This is a genomic window from Pseudoalteromonas sp. QJM3NY_22 (assembly GCF_056173065.1).
Genome location: NZ_CM149655.1, coordinates 1785549 through 1802801 on the forward strand (window position 1 = coordinate 1785549; position 17253 = coordinate 1802801).

Sequence of the window (17253 nt, forward strand, 5' to 3'; positions counted from 1 at the left end):
ATGATTAAGTTAAGCCTTCTTAAAGCACTCAATAATTTTGATTTAGATATAAACCTTGAGCTTGAGTCGTTTAATTTACTCGGTGTTTACGGGCCTTCTGGCTCGGGTAAGTCAACATTACTGCGTTGTATTAGTGGTTTAGAGCCTGCAAAAAGCGTTTATATTAATAATCAGCCAGTGCATGAGTTGCCAAGCGATAAACGTGGTATTACGCTTCAGCTGCAATCGTGCCCGTTGTTTCCTCATTTAGATGTGGCAGGTAATTTAGTGTTTACACAACAACACTGCGGGAATAAGCAAACCAGCTTAACGCTTCAATACGTTGTTAAAGCACTTGAATTACAAGATTTACTAAATCGTGATGTACAAAGCTTATCGGGCGGTGAGCGCCAGCGTGTAGTATTTGCACGCACTTTACTTGCCGGTCAAAAATTTATAATGCTTGATGAGCCTTTTAGTGCGCTTGATTGGTCATTGCGTTTTAAAACGCTCACTAAACTTAGCGAGTTTGCAGTTAAGTTTAATATTAAATTTATAATAGTAAGTCACTCATTAAAAGAGCTGCTATTTTGCTGCGATACCCTTATTCAGCTTGATAAAGGTAAGGTGATAAACCAAGGTGCAAGTGCGCACGTTGCAAAAGCTATTTACGCAAACGACAGGCAAACACCGCTGAGCTTAATTAATTACGATGTGGTCAAATTTGATGAAGACTACGGGCTATATCAACTGCAATTACAGCAAAGTGAGCAACCGCTTTTTGTTCTTCCTGCACTTGTAGATAGCAGTAATAAGCTAATCATAGAGAGTGAGCAAATGTCGTTTAGTGCGTTAAAGCCTGAACAAACAACGCATAGCAATGTTTTAAAGTCGGTATTAACTCAGGCTGAGCTTATTAATAAGTGGCAGTTAACGCTTAATGTAGATGGGCAAACATTGTATTGTTTGGCATCAAGACGAGTGTGGGACAAAAACGACTTTAAAGTGGGCGATGTGCTTTATACAACAATCAGTAATCTAGAATAACTAAATACTGCACACCGCACATTGACTATTTTTAGCTATTTTAAAACGATTAAATTCCATGCTTAAACCATCCACCAGCAATAAGTGCTCGCTTAAACCACTTGGCAAATCAGCAAGCATTTTTAGCGCTTCAGTAGCCTGAATACTGCCTATTAACCCCACAAGAGGAGAGAGCACACCAGATTCGGAGCAGCTTTGTGTTTGTTCACTAAAAAATTGCGATAAACAACCATAACAATGGCTGTTTTCATCCATAGTAAAACACGTGACTTGTCCTTCCATACGTATTGCAGAGCCTGACACCAGTGGAACTTTAGCTCTAAAACAAGTGCTATTAAGTGCGTTGCGCGTTGCTAGATTATCTGAGCAATCAATCACTATATCAATGTTATTAAATAGCTGTTCTGTAATGGTATTTACACCAAAAAATGCCTCAATGGTGTTTATATCTATTTCACTATTAAGCGCGTTAAGCTGTTTTTTAGCAGCACTGCATTTTGAGCTACCAATATCACTTTCTTTATACAGTATTTGCCTTTGCAGGTTGGTCACGTCTATTTCATCGTTATCAATTAAGGTAAGCGTGCCAACGCCTGAGGCCGCTAAATATTGACCTACCGCACACCCAAGCCCACCCACACCAACAATTAAAGCATGCGATTGCCATAGCTGCTCTTGCCCGTCTATATCAAGCTGCGGCAGCATAATGTGCCGAGAATAGCGTAGTTGCTGTTGGTACGTTAACGGTGCTTTTTGCATTTTTAAACATCTCATACTTTTTTTGAACAATACCAATTTGTTAAATCCTAGAGCAAGTAGTAACGCTTTTTATTTGCACTGTAACAGCCCATATCCCCTCACTCATATAGTGCAACTATAACGCATTAAAATAATAAATACATATAACCAACTGAAATATATGGTTTTTAATTAGTGGCTCAGTAATTGCTGTATTAGGTTAACTAAAATTTAACAAGATTAGGGCTGCTACTCATATAAAAGAGTGGGGCATTTATAAAAAAATAATACGTTTACGAGGAAATAAACATGCAACCGAGTTCTGGATTTAACTTAATATCCTTTAAAGGAAAAATGAAAGTATTACACCTGAGTTGGATGGTCTTTTTTGTGTCATTTTTTGTATGGTTTAACCATGCTCCTTTATTAGGTGCAATTGCGGGCTCGCTTGGTATTACCATGGCACAAGTCAAAACATTACTCATTTTAAATGTAGCGTTAACTATTCCTGCCCGTGTTGTGGTGGGTATGCTGACCGATAAATTTGGTCCTCGGATTGTTTATGCGGCGCTACTTATTAGCTGTAGTATTCCGTGTTTTATGTTTGCTATGGCAACCACATTTGAACAAGCTGCTATAGCGCGTTTTGCGCTAGGCTTTATTGGTGCTGGCTTTGTTGTGGGCATTCGTATGGTGAGTGAATGGTTTCCTGCTAACGAGCTGGGTATAGCAGAAGGTATTTATGGCGGTTGGGGTAACTTTGGTTCAGCAGCCGCGGCTATGTTACTGCCAATTATTGCACTTATGTTTGGTGGCGAAGATGGTTGGCGTTATGCAGTAGGTTTAACCGGTGTATTAAGCGTTATATTTGGTATTATTTGGTACCTAAATGTAACCGATACACCAAAAGGCGGTACATACTTTAAACCTAAAAAAGTAGGCGCAATGGAAGTAACCAGTAAAGGCGACTTTGTATTACTGCTTATTATGAAAATCCCTATGTATGGCGCATTAGCATTACTTACTTGGAAGCTTTCACCAACTGGTGCTAACCTAATTTCGGCTAATTTTGTACTTGCCGTGTATGCTTTTTTAGTTCTGCTTTATATTTACGAAGTGTATAAAACCTTTGACGTAAATGGTCATATTTTTAAAGAGCCTGTACCCGAGTCGCATCGTTATGAGTTTAAGCAAGTAGCTGTTTTAAATATTTTATATTTTACAACCTTTGGTTCTGAGCTTGCGGTTGTTTCTATGTTACCGCTGTTTTTTATGGATGTGTTTGCGCTTGATATGGTGTACGCGGGTATTTTAGCCTCTGCTTATGCATTTATGAACTTAGCATCTCGCCCGGGTGGCGGTTGGATTTCAGATAAATTAGGTCGTCGTATTACCCTTATTGTACTTACAATGGGTCTTGCTGTTGGTTATTTTGTAATGGGCTTGGTTGATGCATCTTGGCCTTTATGGCTTGCAGTTGTTGCGGCTATGGCATGTTCGTTCTTTGTGCAAGCAGGTGAAGGCGCTGTATTTGCCGCAGTACCGCTAATTAAGCGTCGTTTAACTGGGCAAATTGCAGGTATGACAGGTGCTTACGGTAATGTAGGTGCAGTAGTGTACTTAACGGCATTGTCACTTGTTGATTATCAAACTTTCTTTTTCATTATTGCGGGTAGTGCATTACTTGGCTTAGGCGCACTGTTTTTTATGACCGAGCCAGACGGGCATATTACCGAGGTAAATGAAGACGGCACCGTTGAACTTATTTCAGTGACTTAAGGCATTATTGACTATGTTTGATGAAACACTCCACGCTAAAGCGCTAAAAAATGAACTCAACGTTTCATTTGGCGGACACAGCGCAAAAGGCTTAAAAGCAGAAAACCAAGATGCGTTTGCAGCTCTTAATACCAAAGCGCAAGAAAAAGAGTCTAAAGGCGTTATTGCCTGCTTAGCCGATGGGTGTTCATCAGCAAAAAATGCTAAACAAGCGTCTCAACTTTCGGTTACTCATTTTATAAATGAGTATTTAAATACCCCCGAAAGTTGGGCGGTTAAAAAGTCAGTATCGAAGGTGTTAGCAAGTTTAAATCAGTGGCTTTATTCGCAATCGGTTAATTATAATCACCTTGGTCAGCGCCAAGCCGATTGGATGACCACTTTTACAGCGCTTATTTTAAAGTCGGCAACGGGTTATATATTTCACTTAGGTGATACGCGTATTACCCGCTTGCGAGGAAATAAAATAGAGGCAATTACACGGGATCACAAAGTAAACGATACGCTAACGCGTGCGCTTGGCGCACAACTTCATCAAGAAATAGATGTTTATGAAGTAGAGCTTAAAGCAGACGATATTTATATATTAACCTGCGATGGCGTACACGATGTGCTTCCAAGTAGTGATATAGCTAAATTAATTAACGTGCACACTAATTTAGAAAATGCAGCTAAAGCAATTACCGAACTTGCATTAGCGCGAGGTAGTGACGACAACGTAAGTTGTTTGCTTGTAAAAGTAGAAAATATTGCCGAGCAAAAGTTAGATGAGCTTTATCATTCGCTAACACGACGAAAAATTCCACCTGCGCTTAATATTGGGCAAAAAATTGATGACTACACGGTTATTCGTAAATTACATGCCAGTAGTCGCTCGCACATTTATTTAGTGCAACAAGCGCCCGATATACCGCCAGTGGTTTTAAAAGCACCTTCGGTTAATTTTGAAGACGATGTGCACTACCTTCAAGGCTTTATAAGAGAAGGCTGGGTAGGGCAACGCATAAACCACCTTAACGTGATGAAAGTACTGAGTACGCAATCGCAAAGTCGTTTTTTGTATCATATTTGTGAGTACATGGACGGGCAAACACTCAGTGATTGGAAGCACGACGTGCCGCACCCAGAAATAACCCAAGTGCGCAGTATTATTGAACAAATAGTACATGCACTAAGGGCGTTTCAACGACTCGATATGGTACATCGCGATTTAAAACTCGATAACGTAATGATAGATGCGCACGGTAAAGTAACGCTAATAGATTACGGCACAGTAAGTGTTGCGGCTATGGACGAGTCGGTTAAACAAATTGCGGATGATTGCCCGCAAGGCACTGCCGACTACACCGCACCCGAAACACTTATTACTATGCACGCCGATTTTAAAAGTGATTTGTTTTCACTTGGCGTTATTGCATACGAGTTATTGTGCTCAAAATTGCCTTACAAACCACTGCCACTTAACCACGTAGCCCCAAAAGATTACAGCCATTGGCATTACACAAGTATTCGTAAATACAGAGCCGATATTCCGTTTTGGTTAGATCAAGCCCTTATGAAAGCGCTTGCCCCTAAACCAGAGCTCAGATACCAAGCCTTTTCTGAGTTTATAAACGATATCAACAAACCTAATCCTTATTTAGAAAGTACCGCTAATAAAAGTTCAATAATGAAACGCGATCCAGTTGTGGTGTGGAAATGTATTTCGCTGTGTTTATTTATTGCTTTGGTATATGTATTAATAATTAAAACTTAGAGAACCAAAATGCTTAACTATAAGAACAACTTACCTATTATTTTTATACTGGGTTGCTTCACTGCGCCTTCAATAAGCCAAGCTTCGCAAACTGATCTTGATTTTAGACTGCGTTTTGAAAGCGTTGATCAAAACAATGCCTTAAAAGATGCAAGCGGCTTAACACTTAGAACCCGCTTAACGCATCAAACAGACGAGGTGAATGGTTTTTCAGCCCTTATTGAAGTAGAAGATACTCGCAGCCTATTGGGCGTAGATGATTACAACAATACGGTGGGGAAAAATACTAATTACTCTGTTATTGCCGACCCAGAAAACACCGAGATAGACCAAGGTTTTGTTAAATATGCCCGCGATGGCCTATCGCTAAAAGTAGGGCGCCAAGTAATAGCCCTTGATGGGCAGCGTTTTGTTGGGCACGTAGGTTGGCGCCAAGACAGGCAAACCTTTGATGCAGCAACCATTAATTACGCACTTAATAACATAGATTTACAGTACAGTTATTTAAATAAGCGTAACCGCATATTTGCTGACGATAAAGACATTAAATCGTCCGATCATCTAATTAATGCAAGCTTTAAAACAGACTACGGTAAAGTGGTTTTATACAGTTACTTATTAAGTGACGATGCACTACAAGACGACAGTTTAGACACTTATGGCGTTTCTTTTAACGGTAATAAAACCCTAAACGACATAAAATTTTATTACAAAGCGGAGTATGCAACGCAGTCTGCGTCAACAAGCGTGAGTGATTTTGATGCCGATTACTATGCACTTGAAGGCGCTGTTGATTTAAATGGTTTGGGTATAAAAACAGTAACATTAAAAGTTGGCATAGAGTCACTTGGCTCTGATAATGGCGATTACGGGTTTGCAACACCGCTTGCCACGTTACATAAATTTAATGGTTGGGCAGATACGTTTTTAAATACACCCGCACAAGGCTTGGACGACACTTACATAAGCTTAAACGGTAAAGCGTTTGACGGAAAATGGCTGCTGGCTTATCACAGTTTTGATGCTAATGAGCAATCAAATGGGGTTGACGATTTGGGTACTGAACTAAACGTACAATACGTTAAACCTATTAATAAACAATATGCAGTAGGTGTTAAATACGCTGATTACTCAGCGGGCGATACTGCTGCTAATAAAGTCGATACTCAAAAATTGTGGGTATGGATGAGCGCTAAATTTTAACCCTCACTATCTTCTAAAATCCTCTTGTAATTTATAGCGACACAAGATGGTGCAGTTGCACCATCTTGTGGGGCTTTATGCTTTTCACCTCTGCACCAATGTGGGCAAGTTACTGATTTTAAATGTTTATATATTTGGCTTACATATTGCTATAACAATCCTATAACAAATTATTCGATATCTACTTTAGTCAATCACTAAAGTAGATATCATTTTAAGGTGAGTAAATGCTAAGCAAGCAGCGTGTTGTAGTGGTAGGAAACGGAATGGTGGGGCACCATTTTGTGCAGCAGCTAGTTTCTCAAAATCAAGCTGATGAGCAATTTGAAATTACGGTACTTAGCGGTGAAGACTGTTTAGCGTATGACCGCGTGCAGCTATCGTCTTTTTTTAAAGGCAAAACCGCAGACGATCTCGCACTTACATGCAATAAAACCTATGACGATTGGCAAGTACGCTTTCATACTCATTCTAAAGTGGTTGATATAAATCGTGATACGCAAACTGTAACGACCGCTAAAGGGGAGTTGTTTGAATACGACAAGCTTGTGCTTGCTACAGGTTCATTCCCATTTGTACCGCCTATACCGGGTAAAGATCGCGAGCATTGCCTTGTTTATCGCACCATTAACGATTTACACGCAATAAAAAACTCAGCCCACGGCAGTAAAGTAGGCGTGGTAATTGGTGGCGGTTTACTGGGGCTTGAAGCTGCAAACGCATTAAAGCAACTGGGTCTGCATACTCACGTAATAGAATTTGCACCGCAACTTATGGGCGTACAAGTTGATGCGGGGGGCGGTCGGTTACTAAAAAACAAAATTACAGACTTGGGCGTTACTGTGCATACATCGGTAGCAACAGAGGAAATAGTAGAAGGTGAAAGTTGTCGTTACAAAATGTGTTTTAAAGGCGGTAAAACCCTTGAAACCGACATGATTGTATTTTCGGCAGGTATTCGCCCTTATGATAATTTGGCACGCGAGTTTAATTTAGAGTTAGGCGAGCGCGGCGGTATTGTAATTAATAACCACTGCCAAACGAGTGATAAAAACATATACGCTATTGGTGAATGTGCACTGTGGAATAATTTTATTTTTGGCTTAGTGGCACCTGGTTACGCCATGGCTAAAATAGCAGTTGGGCATATTTTACAAGATACGCAGCAAGGTACTTTGCAAAGTACTGGCTTAGACAATAAAGCCGATGAATTTAGTGGTGCCGATATGAGCACTAAGCTTAAATTAATGGGTGTTGAAGTGGGTTCTATTGGCGATGCACATGCACGCAGCGAAGGCGCAATAAGCTATTATTTTGAAGATCAACCCAATGGTATTTATAAAAAAATAGTTACCAATTCACAAAGTAATAAGCTGATTGGCGCGGTACTTGTTGGCGATACCAACGATTACGACAATTTGCTGCAATATCATTTAAACGACATTGAACTTACCACCGCTCCCGAAGCGCTCATTATGCCTCTTGCCGGCGACATAGCAGAGCTAAGCGCCGATGACTTGCCTGATGACGCCATTATTTGCGCTTGTCATAAAGTAACTAAACACACCATTGAACAAACAGTCGCTAAAGGCTGCATAGATTTGGCAAGTGTGCAGCAAAGCACCAAAGCCAGTACAGGCTGTGGAGGGTGTGAAAAACTCGTTCAAAACGTAATAAACAGCGCACTCGCTAAAGCAAGTAACACAATTAACGTAGTTACCCTTAATGAGCCTGTAAAACAGCCCGCATAAATTAAAGCACACTAACTAAAGCACATTAAAAGAGAGCAGTATGGCAACCGCAAATACGTCACCAACTATAAATAAAACGAGTTTAAAACAAACAACATGTGCTTACTGTGGTGTAGGGTGTGGTGTTGATATTTCACTTTTTAATAATGTGCCAACCAAGCTTGAAGGCATGCGAGAGCATCCCGCAAACTTTGGTCGTTTATGTGTAAAAGGCACCCATTTGCTCGACACAACAGGCAGTGATAATCGCTTAACGTCGCCCCTTATTAATAATAAAGCAGCCACGTGGGATGAAGCAACTGACCACGTTGCCAATAAATTTAACGACATAATAGAAAAGCACGGACCTGATGCGGTGGCTTTTTATGTGTCAGGGCAGTTACTTACTGAAGATTACTACATCGCGAATAAATTAATGAAAGGCTACATAGGCTCAGGCAATATTGATACTAATTCACGTCTGTGTATGTCATCTGCTGTGGCAGGTTATAAACGCGCTTTTGGTGAAGACGTAGTGCCGTGCACCTACGAAGATTTAGAGCAAACTGAGTTACTTATATTAATTGGCTCTAATGCAGCATGGACTCATCCGGTTTTGTATCAGCGAATGGAGCGTGCAAAGCAGCTTAACCCAAATATGAAAGTGGTGGTTATTGATCCGCGTAAAACCGACACAGCTGAGCTTGCCGACACATTTTTAAATATAAAACCAGGCAGTGACGCCGCGCTTTATAACGGCTTACTTAATTATTTAAATAAGCATAACCACCTCGACACGCAATTTATTGCTCAGCACACAAACGGCTTTGAAAGCGCACTGCAAGAGGCAACAAAATGGAGCTGTGAGGCAGTTAGCGACTTTTGCGATATAGCAATTGAGCAAGTAATTGAGTTTTACGCGCTATTTGCTAACAGCCCAAGCGCAATTAGCTTCTATTCAATGGGTATAAATCAATCAAGCTCGGGTGTAGATAAATGCAACGCCATTATTAATGCACATTTAGCCTCAGGTAAATTACTTAAACCTGGCAGTGGTCCGTTTTCGATTACTGGGCAACCCAATGCGATGGGCGGGCGCGAAGTAGGTGGCTTGGCTAATCAGTTAGCGGCGCATTTAGATATTGAAAACGAAGCGCATCAATCACTTGTACAACGCTTTTGGCTCTCGCCAACTATTGCTAAAAAAGCAGGCAGCAATGCCATCGATATGTTTGATGACATAGCCGCGGGCAAAATAAAAGCAGTGTGGATAATGGCAACAAACCCAATGGTGAGTTTGCCCAATAACGCCGCTATTAAAAAAGCATTAGAGACCTGCGAGCTGGTGGTTGTATCTGACTGTATTGCAAAAAGTGATACGTTAAAATTTGCCGATGTTGCTTTTCCATCAACCGGATGGGGTGAAAAAAACGGCACAGTAACTAACTCAGAACGAAGAATATCAAGGCAGCGCCCATTAGTAGCGCCTTATTCGGGTGCTAAAAACGATTGGCAAATTATGTGCGATGTTGCTAAAAAAATGGGCTTTGAAGGGTTTGACTTTACAGATCCAAGTGGCATTTTTGAAGAATGGGCACAATTAACCGACTTTGAAAATAACGGCAGCCGATTATTAAACCTTTCTGGTTTAGTTGGGCTCACAAAAAGCCAGTACGATAATTTAAAACCCATTATGTGGCCTGTTGTTAAAAACGAGCCTTATAAAAATGGTCAAGTTTTTACAAATAACCAATTTAGCACCGCTGATAAAAAAGCGCATTTCATACCTATAACGCCGCAGTTACCGGTACAAAAAACATCAAGCGATTATCCGTTTGTAATGAACTCAGGACGTATACGCGACCAATGGCATACAATGAGCCGCACGGGTAAAAGCACTGCGCTTTCATCGCATATTACACGCCCGTACATTGAAATTAATCCGCTTGATGCCAGTAAATTAGCAATTAAACAAAACGATTTAATAAGTGCAATTGCCCAAACAGGGCAGGTTACCGCGCATGCAAAAGTAACCGATGCCGTGCGAAAAGGTGAATGCTTTATGCCTATTCACTGGAATAAGCAATTTGCATCATCCGCTACAGTAAGTGGGTTGTATCAATCGGTAGTTGACCCTCTATCTGGTCAGGCTGAGTGCAAACACGGCGCTGTTAATATAGTTAAAGCACCCTTTGGGCAATATATGCAGCTGTTTGCTAAAAACGAACTTGTTATAAACAGTGATTTTTGGCTCAAAGTTAATGCAAGTAATTGCTTTAATTACCAATTGGCGCTTAATGAACCACAAAGTGATTTACTGTATTACTGCCAAACCTTAACCGGTTTACAAGGGCAGTGGTCGGCTATGAGTACTGCAAAAGCTATGCATGTGCAGTGTATTCAAAACGATCAATTAGCGTTTGTTGGTGTTATTTCTAACGAGCAAAAAGAAATATCACTTGAGTGGATAAACCATTTATTTGCAGAGCCATTACTGACCTTTACACAGTTACAGTCTTTGCTTTATGCAACTCCCGATGAAGAATTTACCCAAGGTGCACAAGTGTGTAGCTGCTTTAAAGTAAGAGAGCAGCCAATTATAAACGCCATTAAAAACGGTGCAAACACAGTCGAGCAATTGGGGTCTGAACTTAAATGTGGAACGAACTGTGGTTCGTGTAAAACACAATTAAGCCAATTAATAAAACAACATTACAAAGCAGGTTCTAGCAGCATTGATGTTGCGGTTGTAATGTAAAGAAAAAAGGAAGCATATGCTTAATGATCAATTTGGTCGGCAGTTTAACTATTTGCGCCTCTCAATAACCGACGTATGTAATTTTAGTTGTAGTTATTGTTTACCAAACGGGTATCAGTGCGATACGCCGCGTAATTTTTTAAATAAAAACGAAATTAGCACGCTGGTAAATGCGTTTGCAGAGCTAGGTACTAAAAAAGTGCGCATTACGGGTGGCGAACCATGCTTACGAAACGACGTAACCGATATTATAAAACTCTGTAAAAATACGCCTGGAATAGAAAAAGTAGCTATTACTACCAACGGATTTAATTTATTAAAGAAAATTGATGAATTTGCAGAAGCAGGGCTTGATGCGCTTAATGTCAGTATTGATAGTTTAAATCCGAGTATGTTTAAACTCATAACAGGGCACGACAAACTTAACCTTATTTTAAAAGGGATTGAACGCGCGGTAGAGCTGGGCATAAAAGATATAAAAATAAATGCAGTGCTTGCCAAGCAGTTTAATAAAAACCAATTGAAGGATTTTTTAGCGTGGGTAAAACACCAAAAAGTTACAGTGCGCTTTATAGAATTAATGGAAACAGGTGACGGCGCAACCTTTTTTGAAGAAAACCACTTAAGTGGACAAACAGTTAAAGCCCAGCTTTTAGCTCAAGGCTGGTTACAAGTCGTTAGGGGGAAATTAAATGGACCCGCTGAGGAATTTTGCCATCCTGATTACGATGGTCGTATTGGTTTAATAATGCCGTACAGTAAAGATTTTTGTAAAAGCTGTAATCGGTTAAGGGTGTCGGCGATGGGTAAATTACACCTATGCTTGTTTGCCGAGCAAGGTATAGATTTACGCGAGCTACTCAACGAGGACGATACTGCCGCGACCGTAAAGGCAATTCGAGCTGCTATGGGCAATAAAGAAATAAGCCATGAGCTGGATAAACGCTTAACAGGTGCGACAACTCACTTAGCCATGTTAGGTGGTTAATATGGAAGTAAAAGCTAAGCGAGATTTTACAGGCGTTGTGCTTGCTGGTGGTAAGTCATCAAGAATGGGCACAGACAAAGCCGATTTAGTTTTAAAAAATAAAACGCTATTGCACAACGCGTGTGATTTATTAAAAGACGCAGGCGCTAAAAACATACTTATAAGCCGCAACGTTACAAATTCAGTCAAATCATCGAGCCATTACTCGCCGAGCGATTATCCCTCAGAAAAGTACGTTAAAGATATATACCCAAATAGTGGACCCCTTGGCGGAATTTACTCAACATTAATAGCCACCGATCACGATTTACTTATTACTGCGGTAGATATGCCATTACTTACGAGTAGTTTGTTAAGCACAATAGTGCTGGCTTCTCAGACAAATAACGTACAAAGTATGAACAATCAATTAAATCAGTCACAAATACATGCTTGGCACTTTGAAAATGAACCGCTACCGCTGTATATTCGTAATACAAGCAGTGTAAAAAATCATTTAAAACACATACTCACAAACGCAAACAGTCATAAATCAATAAAACAGTTTACCCAAAGTATTGGTGTGCAAACGCTTTTATGTAATAAAACGCATGCATTAATAAACACCAATACGCCGGCGCAATTTAAAGCTGTAAATGAGCATTTTGACCAAAGCATTAATCAATTAAGAAGAACATTATGAGCCACACAACTGAGTCACAAATAGCATTAAACATTGCCGTAATGACGGTAAGCGATACACGCGATGAAATTACTGACACCTCAGGTCATTACTTAATTAAAGCGCTAACTGAAGCTGGTCATCACTTAGCTGATAAAGACATAGTTAAAGATGACGTTTACCAAATGCGTGCAGTGGCATCGCAGTGGATAGCCGATGACACCATTCATGCTATTTTAGTGACTGGTGGTACAGGATTTACCGAACGCGATTCAACACCAGAGGCATTTGCGCCGCTGTTTGATAAAAGCGTAGACGGTTTTGGTGAGCTATTTAGGCACATATCGTACGGCGAAATTGGTAACTCTACTATTCAATCTCGTGCACTTGCGGGACTTGCTAACAACACCGTTATTTTTTGTATGCCAGGCTCTACAGGCGCATGCAAAACAGCGTGGACAGGCATTATAAAAGATCAACTTAACTCAATGCATAAACCGTGTAACTTTGCACCACACATTACCATTGGTAAAAAGTGCGAATCGCGAGAGCAATAGTATGTTGAGCCATGTTGACGAAAACGGCCAAGCGAATATGGTTGATGTATCGCTCAAAGACGTAACCCTACGCGATGCTTCAGCTGAAGCATTTATTAGCATGAGCAAGCTTGCCTTTGAACAAGTAATGCTTAATCAAAACAAAAAGGGTGATGTGTTAGGCGTGGCACGCATTGCAGGTATTCAAGGCGCTAAAAAGTGCGCTGATTTAATCCCGCTTTGTCATCCGCTTGCACTTAGTAAAGTCGCTGTTGATTTTGAACTTGATGAAGCAAACAGCCAAATTAAAATAACCAGCTACTGCAAACTTGCCGGTAAAACTGGCGTAGAAATGGAAGCGTTAACAGCGGTATCTGTGGCTAGCCTTACTTTGTTTGATATGTGTAAAGCAGCCGACCCACTAATGGAAATTAGCGGCATGCGCGTTACTCAAAAAGCTGGGGGCAAAAATGGCAGTTGGCAGCGCGATTAATCCAAACAATGTTATATCTAGCGCCGGAAAAGTAGAGTTATTGTTTTTTGGGCAACTAAAAGAGCGGTTAAAGTGCAGTAAATTAAGCCTTGAGATTACGCAGCCGCTTACTATTTCAGAGCTTAAATTAAGATTAGTAAGCCAATACCCGCATTGGCAACCGTGGCTGGAAGAGCGTGAGCTACTTGCAGCGCTTAACCAAACTATGTCATCAAGCGATGAAATAGTGAAAGCAGGGGATGAGCTTGCCTTTTTCCCGCCGGTTACAGGTGGCTAATGAGCATACATATTCAAGTACAAACCAATGACTTTAATGTAGGTGACGAGCACAATACGCTTTGTAGTAATAACAAAAGCGATGGCGCTGTTGCCACCTTTACAGGTTTGGTAAGAGAGTTCAGCAGTGGCGATAACGTTATTGCACTTGAGCTTGAACACTACCCTGGTATGACCGAGCAACTCCTTCAATCTATTGCAGAGCAAGCACAAACTCGCTGGCAACTGGCGCGAATATGTATTATTCACCGCGTTGGTTACTTAGTACTTGGCGAACAAATTGTATTTGTTGGCGTAACGTCCCGCCATCGCCAAGCCGCGTTCGAAGGCGCACAATTTATAATGGATTATTTAAAAAACCACGCCACGTTTTGGAAAAAAGAGCACTTTAAAGGCTCATCAAACTGGGTTGAGTTTAAACAAAGTGACAAACAAGCATTAGGTAAATGGGAGTCTTAATGAAAATAATCTCTACTAATATCTCTAAAATAAAAACGGTTGTTCATAACGGCAAAGAAGTCAAAACAGGTATATTTAAAACGGCGACTGACGAGCCGGTAACTATTGAAAAGCTAAGTATTATAGGTGATGAGCAAGCTGATTTAGTTTACCACGGCGGCGTAGATAAAGCGGTATATGCTTTTTCGCACAATCATTATGACTATTGGAAAAAAACGCTTGAAAACGAGGATTTAACCAGTGGCATATTTGGTGAAAATTTCACGATTTCAGACCTTGACGAAGCGCATATACACATAGGCGATCATATTCGAATTGGTACAGCATTACTTGAAGTAAGTCAGCCTCGTGTGCCATGTTTTAAACTTGCTATTGCCCTTAATAATAAAAACAGCCTTAAACTGTTCACGCAGCACTACTGCACGGGCGTATATTTTAGAGTCATTGAGCAAGGCGTTGCCAAAACAGGCGATACAGTCACTATAGAAAAAAAAGCGGCGCATAATATTTCAGTTAAAAAGCTGTTTCAGGCGTTTTTTGATAAAAACTACGTAGGTTATGAAGACGTACTTTTAGAGGCCCTAACTTTGCCAGAGCTTGCTGTAGAGTGGCAAGAAAAGTTAGAAAAGAAACTTGCTATTAAAGTTGAGTCGGCCAAATGAATGCTGTGCAATTCTTATGCAGTAATTAAATTCTCTAAATAAGCGCAAAACTTATATATTAACTAGTAAAAAAAAGAATGCCTGCTATAACTAAGGTTAGAAAAACTATAATAAATATAGTGTTACGGTTATTAACCAATAGCGAATATAAAAACAGGCTTCGTATATGAATATATCTAAAAAATTGATGCTTATAGTAATCTTAACGATAGCCGAAGTAAGTATTACCGTTTTTTCTGCCTTTGAAATAGCTAAAGGCGCTAAGTTTCATCATTTTAATTTTCTTCATTTAAAATATGCTCATCAACTTACCAAATCAGTGAAAAAAATAGAAAACGACCTCCCCATTGATATAAAAACTATTGAGTCGGATATATTGTTAATTAGGCAACAACCGATAGAGTGTATTGAACAAATAAACCCGTTAAATTATGCTGTTATGAAAATTATTAATACAGAGCATACATTAACAATCTGTGAAAACGATATTGAAATTGCTGAGAAAACACTACTTTCAGTTACTCAATATAAGAAAGGTGAACTCAGTAGAGATGACTTTTTACTAACTCTTAATCTTGCACTTGATGGATTCAATCAACATTCAGAAATGTTTGAAGAACTAGTCAGAAAAACAGTGTCGTTTATACTGATCACTTTAATACCACTTGTTTTAATTATATCCTTTTTTAATATTATTCTAATTAGTTACCTGTCACGTACCATATCTAGCTCTATACGAAATTTAACTATTCTTTTAGCTAGTAAACCTGAAGATAGTACTAATTTAGATGACGAACTTGATAAAAATACCACGGGCGAATTAAAAGCACTAGTTATCGCGGCCAGGCAGCGGATTAAAAATGATCTTTTAAATATTGAAAACAGTATTGAACTCAAAGAAATTATTAACAGCCAAACAGCTTTCCTGCAGCAAGCAAATGACGAACTTGCCCAGTTTGCTTATCGAGCTTCACATGACCTGAAATCACCGTTGTCAGGGGCTAAATCCCTAGCGCATTTTGTTATTGAAGATATAAAAGCAGGAGATACTGAAGAGGCAAGCCGAAATGCATTGGTTATCTATCAACAAATGGAAAAGTTAGAGACACTTGTTGTTGATATTTTACTATTAGCGAAAGCTGAAATTGGTAGTGAAGATAGAGATGTAATTGACTTTAATCAGTTAATTATTGATATGAAAGCACGACTGGCTTGGTTAATGAAAGATAATCCTTGTACATTATCAACGAATATTAATTTATCGACACCTATTAAATCCGAAAAAGCGCGTTTTGCTCAAATCATCGAGAATTTGATATCAAATGGGTTGAAATATTACGACACAAATAAGGATGCACCCTATGTTCACTGCGATATTTTTAACGAACAAGAGACGTTCAATATTACTGTTACCGATAATGGGATTGGAATACCTGATGAGAATCAAAGCGAAGTGTTTGATATGTTCAAGCGATTTCATGTTGAGACGAGTAGCGGCTCAGGTTTGGGTATGGCACTAGTTAAAAAACATATAGAGTATTTAGATGGAGAAATATCATTGCAAAGTTCTAATAGCGGTACAATATTTAAAATAACAATACCTATGGATAAATTAAGATGAAAAAAGTAAAACCACCTATATTAATTATCGATGATAATGAAGTTGATCGGTATATCCTTAAAAGATTAATAAAAGAAGCTAACTTAGAGCTTACTATTTTTGAAAAAAAAGATGGTCAAGAGGCGTTAGAATTTCTCGAAAATTATGAAGCGAATAGAAAAGAGTACCCAGATGGCTTTCCCCCAATATTGATTTTTTTAGACATTAATATGCCCAGAGTTAATGGTATTCAATTTCTAGACGAGTTTGCCAAGCTCAGGAAAGTCATTGAAATAAGTTCTTGCGTAGTTATGATGTTTAGTTCCTCAGAACGAGAAGAAGAGAAAAAAATTATTATGGCGCATGACTTTGTTAAAGGCTATTTAGTTAAGGGAACTTTCAAGGCTGAAGATCTAAAAGAGAAGGTACTGTCTGTCATTGATGCACCAATACAGGGAGATTAAAAATTATTACGATCTCAATATATTATTAATTTATATTTGTATATATTGAGTGGAAATAGAGTTTTAGGTGTTTTTCGGTTTAGCAAAATACAGCATCCGTTATTTTATTTTGACGATTTTAATA

16 protein-coding genes are annotated in these 17253 nt (G+C 39.4%); 15 read left to right on the plus strand and 1 reads right to left on the minus strand.

Translation table 11 applies throughout. The features are described 5' to 3' along the window. Positions 1–1026, plus strand: a complete 1026-nt coding sequence (locus AC0VZ4_RS07955) for an ATP-binding cassette domain-containing protein (protein WP_475441375.1) — start codon at positions 1–3, stop codon at positions 1024–1026. Here AC0VZ4_RS07955 and moeB read toward each other — a convergent pair whose 3' ends face one another. Then, on the minus strand, positions 1027–1785 hold the full coding sequence (gene moeB / locus AC0VZ4_RS07960; protein WP_475441376.1) for a molybdopterin-synthase adenylyltransferase MoeB: 759 nt from the start codon (positions 1783–1785) through the stop codon (positions 1027–1029). A 288-nt stretch (positions 1786–2073) separates the two neighbouring features. On the opposite strand from moeB, the gene AC0VZ4_RS07965 reads away from it, so the two are divergent. The 14 genes from AC0VZ4_RS07965 (at position 2074) to AC0VZ4_RS08030 (ending at position 17129) form a co-directional block, all read left to right on the plus strand. Further along, positions 2074–3543 (plus strand): NarK family nitrate/nitrite MFS transporter, encoded by a 1470-nt coding sequence (locus AC0VZ4_RS07965; protein ID WP_033037804.1) that lies wholly within the window; start codon positions 2074–2076, stop codon positions 3541–3543. 13 nt (positions 3544–3556) lie between these two features. Then, on the plus strand, positions 3557–5299 hold the full coding sequence (locus tag AC0VZ4_RS07970) for a bifunctional protein-serine/threonine kinase/phosphatase (RefSeq protein WP_475441377.1): 1743 nt from the start codon (positions 3557–3559) through the stop codon (positions 5297–5299). Between the two features lie 9 nt (positions 5300–5308). Further along, complete coding sequence (locus tag AC0VZ4_RS07975; RefSeq protein WP_475441378.1) at positions 5309–6502, plus strand: alginate export family protein; 1194 nt, start codon at positions 5309–5311, stop codon at positions 6500–6502. A gap of 227 nt (positions 6503–6729) precedes the next feature. Next, positions 6730–8253: an FAD-dependent oxidoreductase gene (locus AC0VZ4_RS07980; protein WP_475441379.1), complete on the plus strand. Its 1524-nt coding sequence runs from the start codon at positions 6730–6732 to the stop codon at positions 8251–8253. Between the two features lie 40 nt (positions 8254–8293). Further along, positions 8294–10990: a nitrate reductase gene (locus AC0VZ4_RS07985; protein ID WP_475441380.1), complete on the plus strand. Its 2697-nt coding sequence runs from the start codon at positions 8294–8296 to the stop codon at positions 10988–10990. Between the two features lie 16 nt (positions 10991–11006). Next, positions 11007–11978, plus strand: a complete 972-nt coding sequence (gene moaA, locus AC0VZ4_RS07990) for a GTP 3',8-cyclase MoaA (RefSeq protein WP_475441381.1) — start codon at positions 11007–11009, stop codon at positions 11976–11978. A gap of 1 nt (position 11979) precedes the next feature. Continuing rightward, entirely contained in the window at positions 11980–12660 is a 681-nt protein-coding gene (gene mobA, locus AC0VZ4_RS07995) for a molybdenum cofactor guanylyltransferase (protein WP_475441382.1), read from the plus strand. After that, positions 12657–13196, plus strand: coding sequence for a molybdenum cofactor biosynthesis protein B (gene moaB, locus AC0VZ4_RS08000; RefSeq protein WP_039488093.1), 540 nt, complete (start codon positions 12657–12659; stop codon positions 13194–13196). The genes mobA and moaB overlap by 4 nt, the downstream gene beginning before the upstream one ends. A 1-nt stretch (position 13197) precedes the next feature. Continuing rightward, on the plus strand, positions 13198–13668 hold the full coding sequence (moaC, locus tag AC0VZ4_RS08005; protein ID WP_007375236.1) for a cyclic pyranopterin monophosphate synthase MoaC: 471 nt from the start codon (positions 13198–13200) through the stop codon (positions 13666–13668). Beyond that, positions 13646–13945 (plus strand): MoaD/ThiS family protein, encoded by a 300-nt coding sequence (locus AC0VZ4_RS08010; RefSeq protein ID WP_475441383.1) that lies wholly within the window; start codon positions 13646–13648, stop codon positions 13943–13945. Before moaC ends, AC0VZ4_RS08010 begins: the two co-directional genes overlap by 23 nt. Then, positions 13945–14403 carry a molybdopterin synthase catalytic subunit MoaE gene (gene moaE / locus AC0VZ4_RS08015; protein WP_475441384.1) on the plus strand — a complete coding sequence of 153 codons (459 nt, stop codon included), beginning with the start codon at positions 13945–13947 and terminating at the stop codon, positions 14401–14403. The genes AC0VZ4_RS08010 and moaE overlap by 1 nt, the downstream gene beginning before the upstream one ends. Then, positions 14403–15065: an MOSC domain-containing protein gene (locus AC0VZ4_RS08020; RefSeq protein ID WP_475441385.1), complete on the plus strand. Its 663-nt coding sequence runs from the start codon at positions 14403–14405 to the stop codon at positions 15063–15065. The genes moaE and AC0VZ4_RS08020 overlap by 1 nt, the downstream gene beginning before the upstream one ends. Positions 15066–15231: 166 nt before the next feature. Further along, positions 15232–16686 carry a sensor histidine kinase gene (locus tag AC0VZ4_RS08025; RefSeq protein WP_475441386.1) on the plus strand — a complete coding sequence of 485 codons (1455 nt, stop codon included), beginning with the start codon at positions 15232–15234 and terminating at the stop codon, positions 16684–16686. Further along, entirely contained in the window at positions 16683–17129 is a 447-nt protein-coding gene (locus AC0VZ4_RS08030; RefSeq protein ID WP_475441387.1) for a response regulator, read from the plus strand. The genes AC0VZ4_RS08025 and AC0VZ4_RS08030 overlap by 4 nt, the downstream gene beginning before the upstream one ends. Positions 17130–17253: the final 124 nt, after the last annotated feature.

Bases quoted from the DNA above. Each gene is read 5' to 3' on its own strand.
- AC0VZ4_RS07955 (WP_475441375.1), top strand. From the start codon at position 1: ATGATTAAGTTAAGCCTTCTTAAAGCACTCAATAATTTTGATTTAGAT.
- moeB (WP_475441376.1), bottom strand. From the start codon at position 1,785: ATGCAAAAAGCACCGTTAACGTACCAACAGCAACTACGCTATTCTCGG.
- AC0VZ4_RS07965 (WP_033037804.1), top strand. From the start codon at position 2,074: ATGCAACCGAGTTCTGGATTTAACTTAATATCCTTTAAAGGAAAAATG.
- AC0VZ4_RS07970 (WP_475441377.1), top strand. From the start codon at position 3,557: ATGTTTGATGAAACACTCCACGCTAAAGCGCTAAAAAATGAACTCAAC.
- AC0VZ4_RS07975 (WP_475441378.1), top strand. From the start codon at position 5,309: ATGCTTAACTATAAGAACAACTTACCTATTATTTTTATACTGGGTTGC.
- AC0VZ4_RS07980 (WP_475441379.1), top strand. From the start codon at position 6,730: ATGCTAAGCAAGCAGCGTGTTGTAGTGGTAGGAAACGGAATGGTGGGG.
- AC0VZ4_RS07985 (WP_475441380.1), top strand. From the start codon at position 8,294: ATGGCAACCGCAAATACGTCACCAACTATAAATAAAACGAGTTTAAAA.
- moaA (WP_475441381.1), top strand. From the start codon at position 11,007: ATGCTTAATGATCAATTTGGTCGGCAGTTTAACTATTTGCGCCTCTCA.
- mobA (WP_475441382.1), top strand. From the start codon at position 11,980: ATGGAAGTAAAAGCTAAGCGAGATTTTACAGGCGTTGTGCTTGCTGGT.
- moaB (WP_039488093.1), top strand. From the start codon at position 12,657: ATGAGCCACACAACTGAGTCACAAATAGCATTAAACATTGCCGTAATG.
- moaC (WP_007375236.1), top strand. From the start codon at position 13,198: ATGTTGAGCCATGTTGACGAAAACGGCCAAGCGAATATGGTTGATGTA.
- AC0VZ4_RS08010 (WP_475441383.1), top strand. From the start codon at position 13,646: ATGGCAGTTGGCAGCGCGATTAATCCAAACAATGTTATATCTAGCGCC.
- moaE (WP_475441384.1), top strand. From the start codon at position 13,945: ATGAGCATACATATTCAAGTACAAACCAATGACTTTAATGTAGGTGAC.
- AC0VZ4_RS08020 (WP_475441385.1), top strand. From the start codon at position 14,403: ATGAAAATAATCTCTACTAATATCTCTAAAATAAAAACGGTTGTTCAT.
- AC0VZ4_RS08025 (WP_475441386.1), top strand. From the start codon at position 15,232: ATGAATATATCTAAAAAATTGATGCTTATAGTAATCTTAACGATAGCC.
- AC0VZ4_RS08030 (WP_475441387.1), top strand. From the start codon at position 16,683: ATGAAAAAAGTAAAACCACCTATATTAATTATCGATGATAATGAAGTT.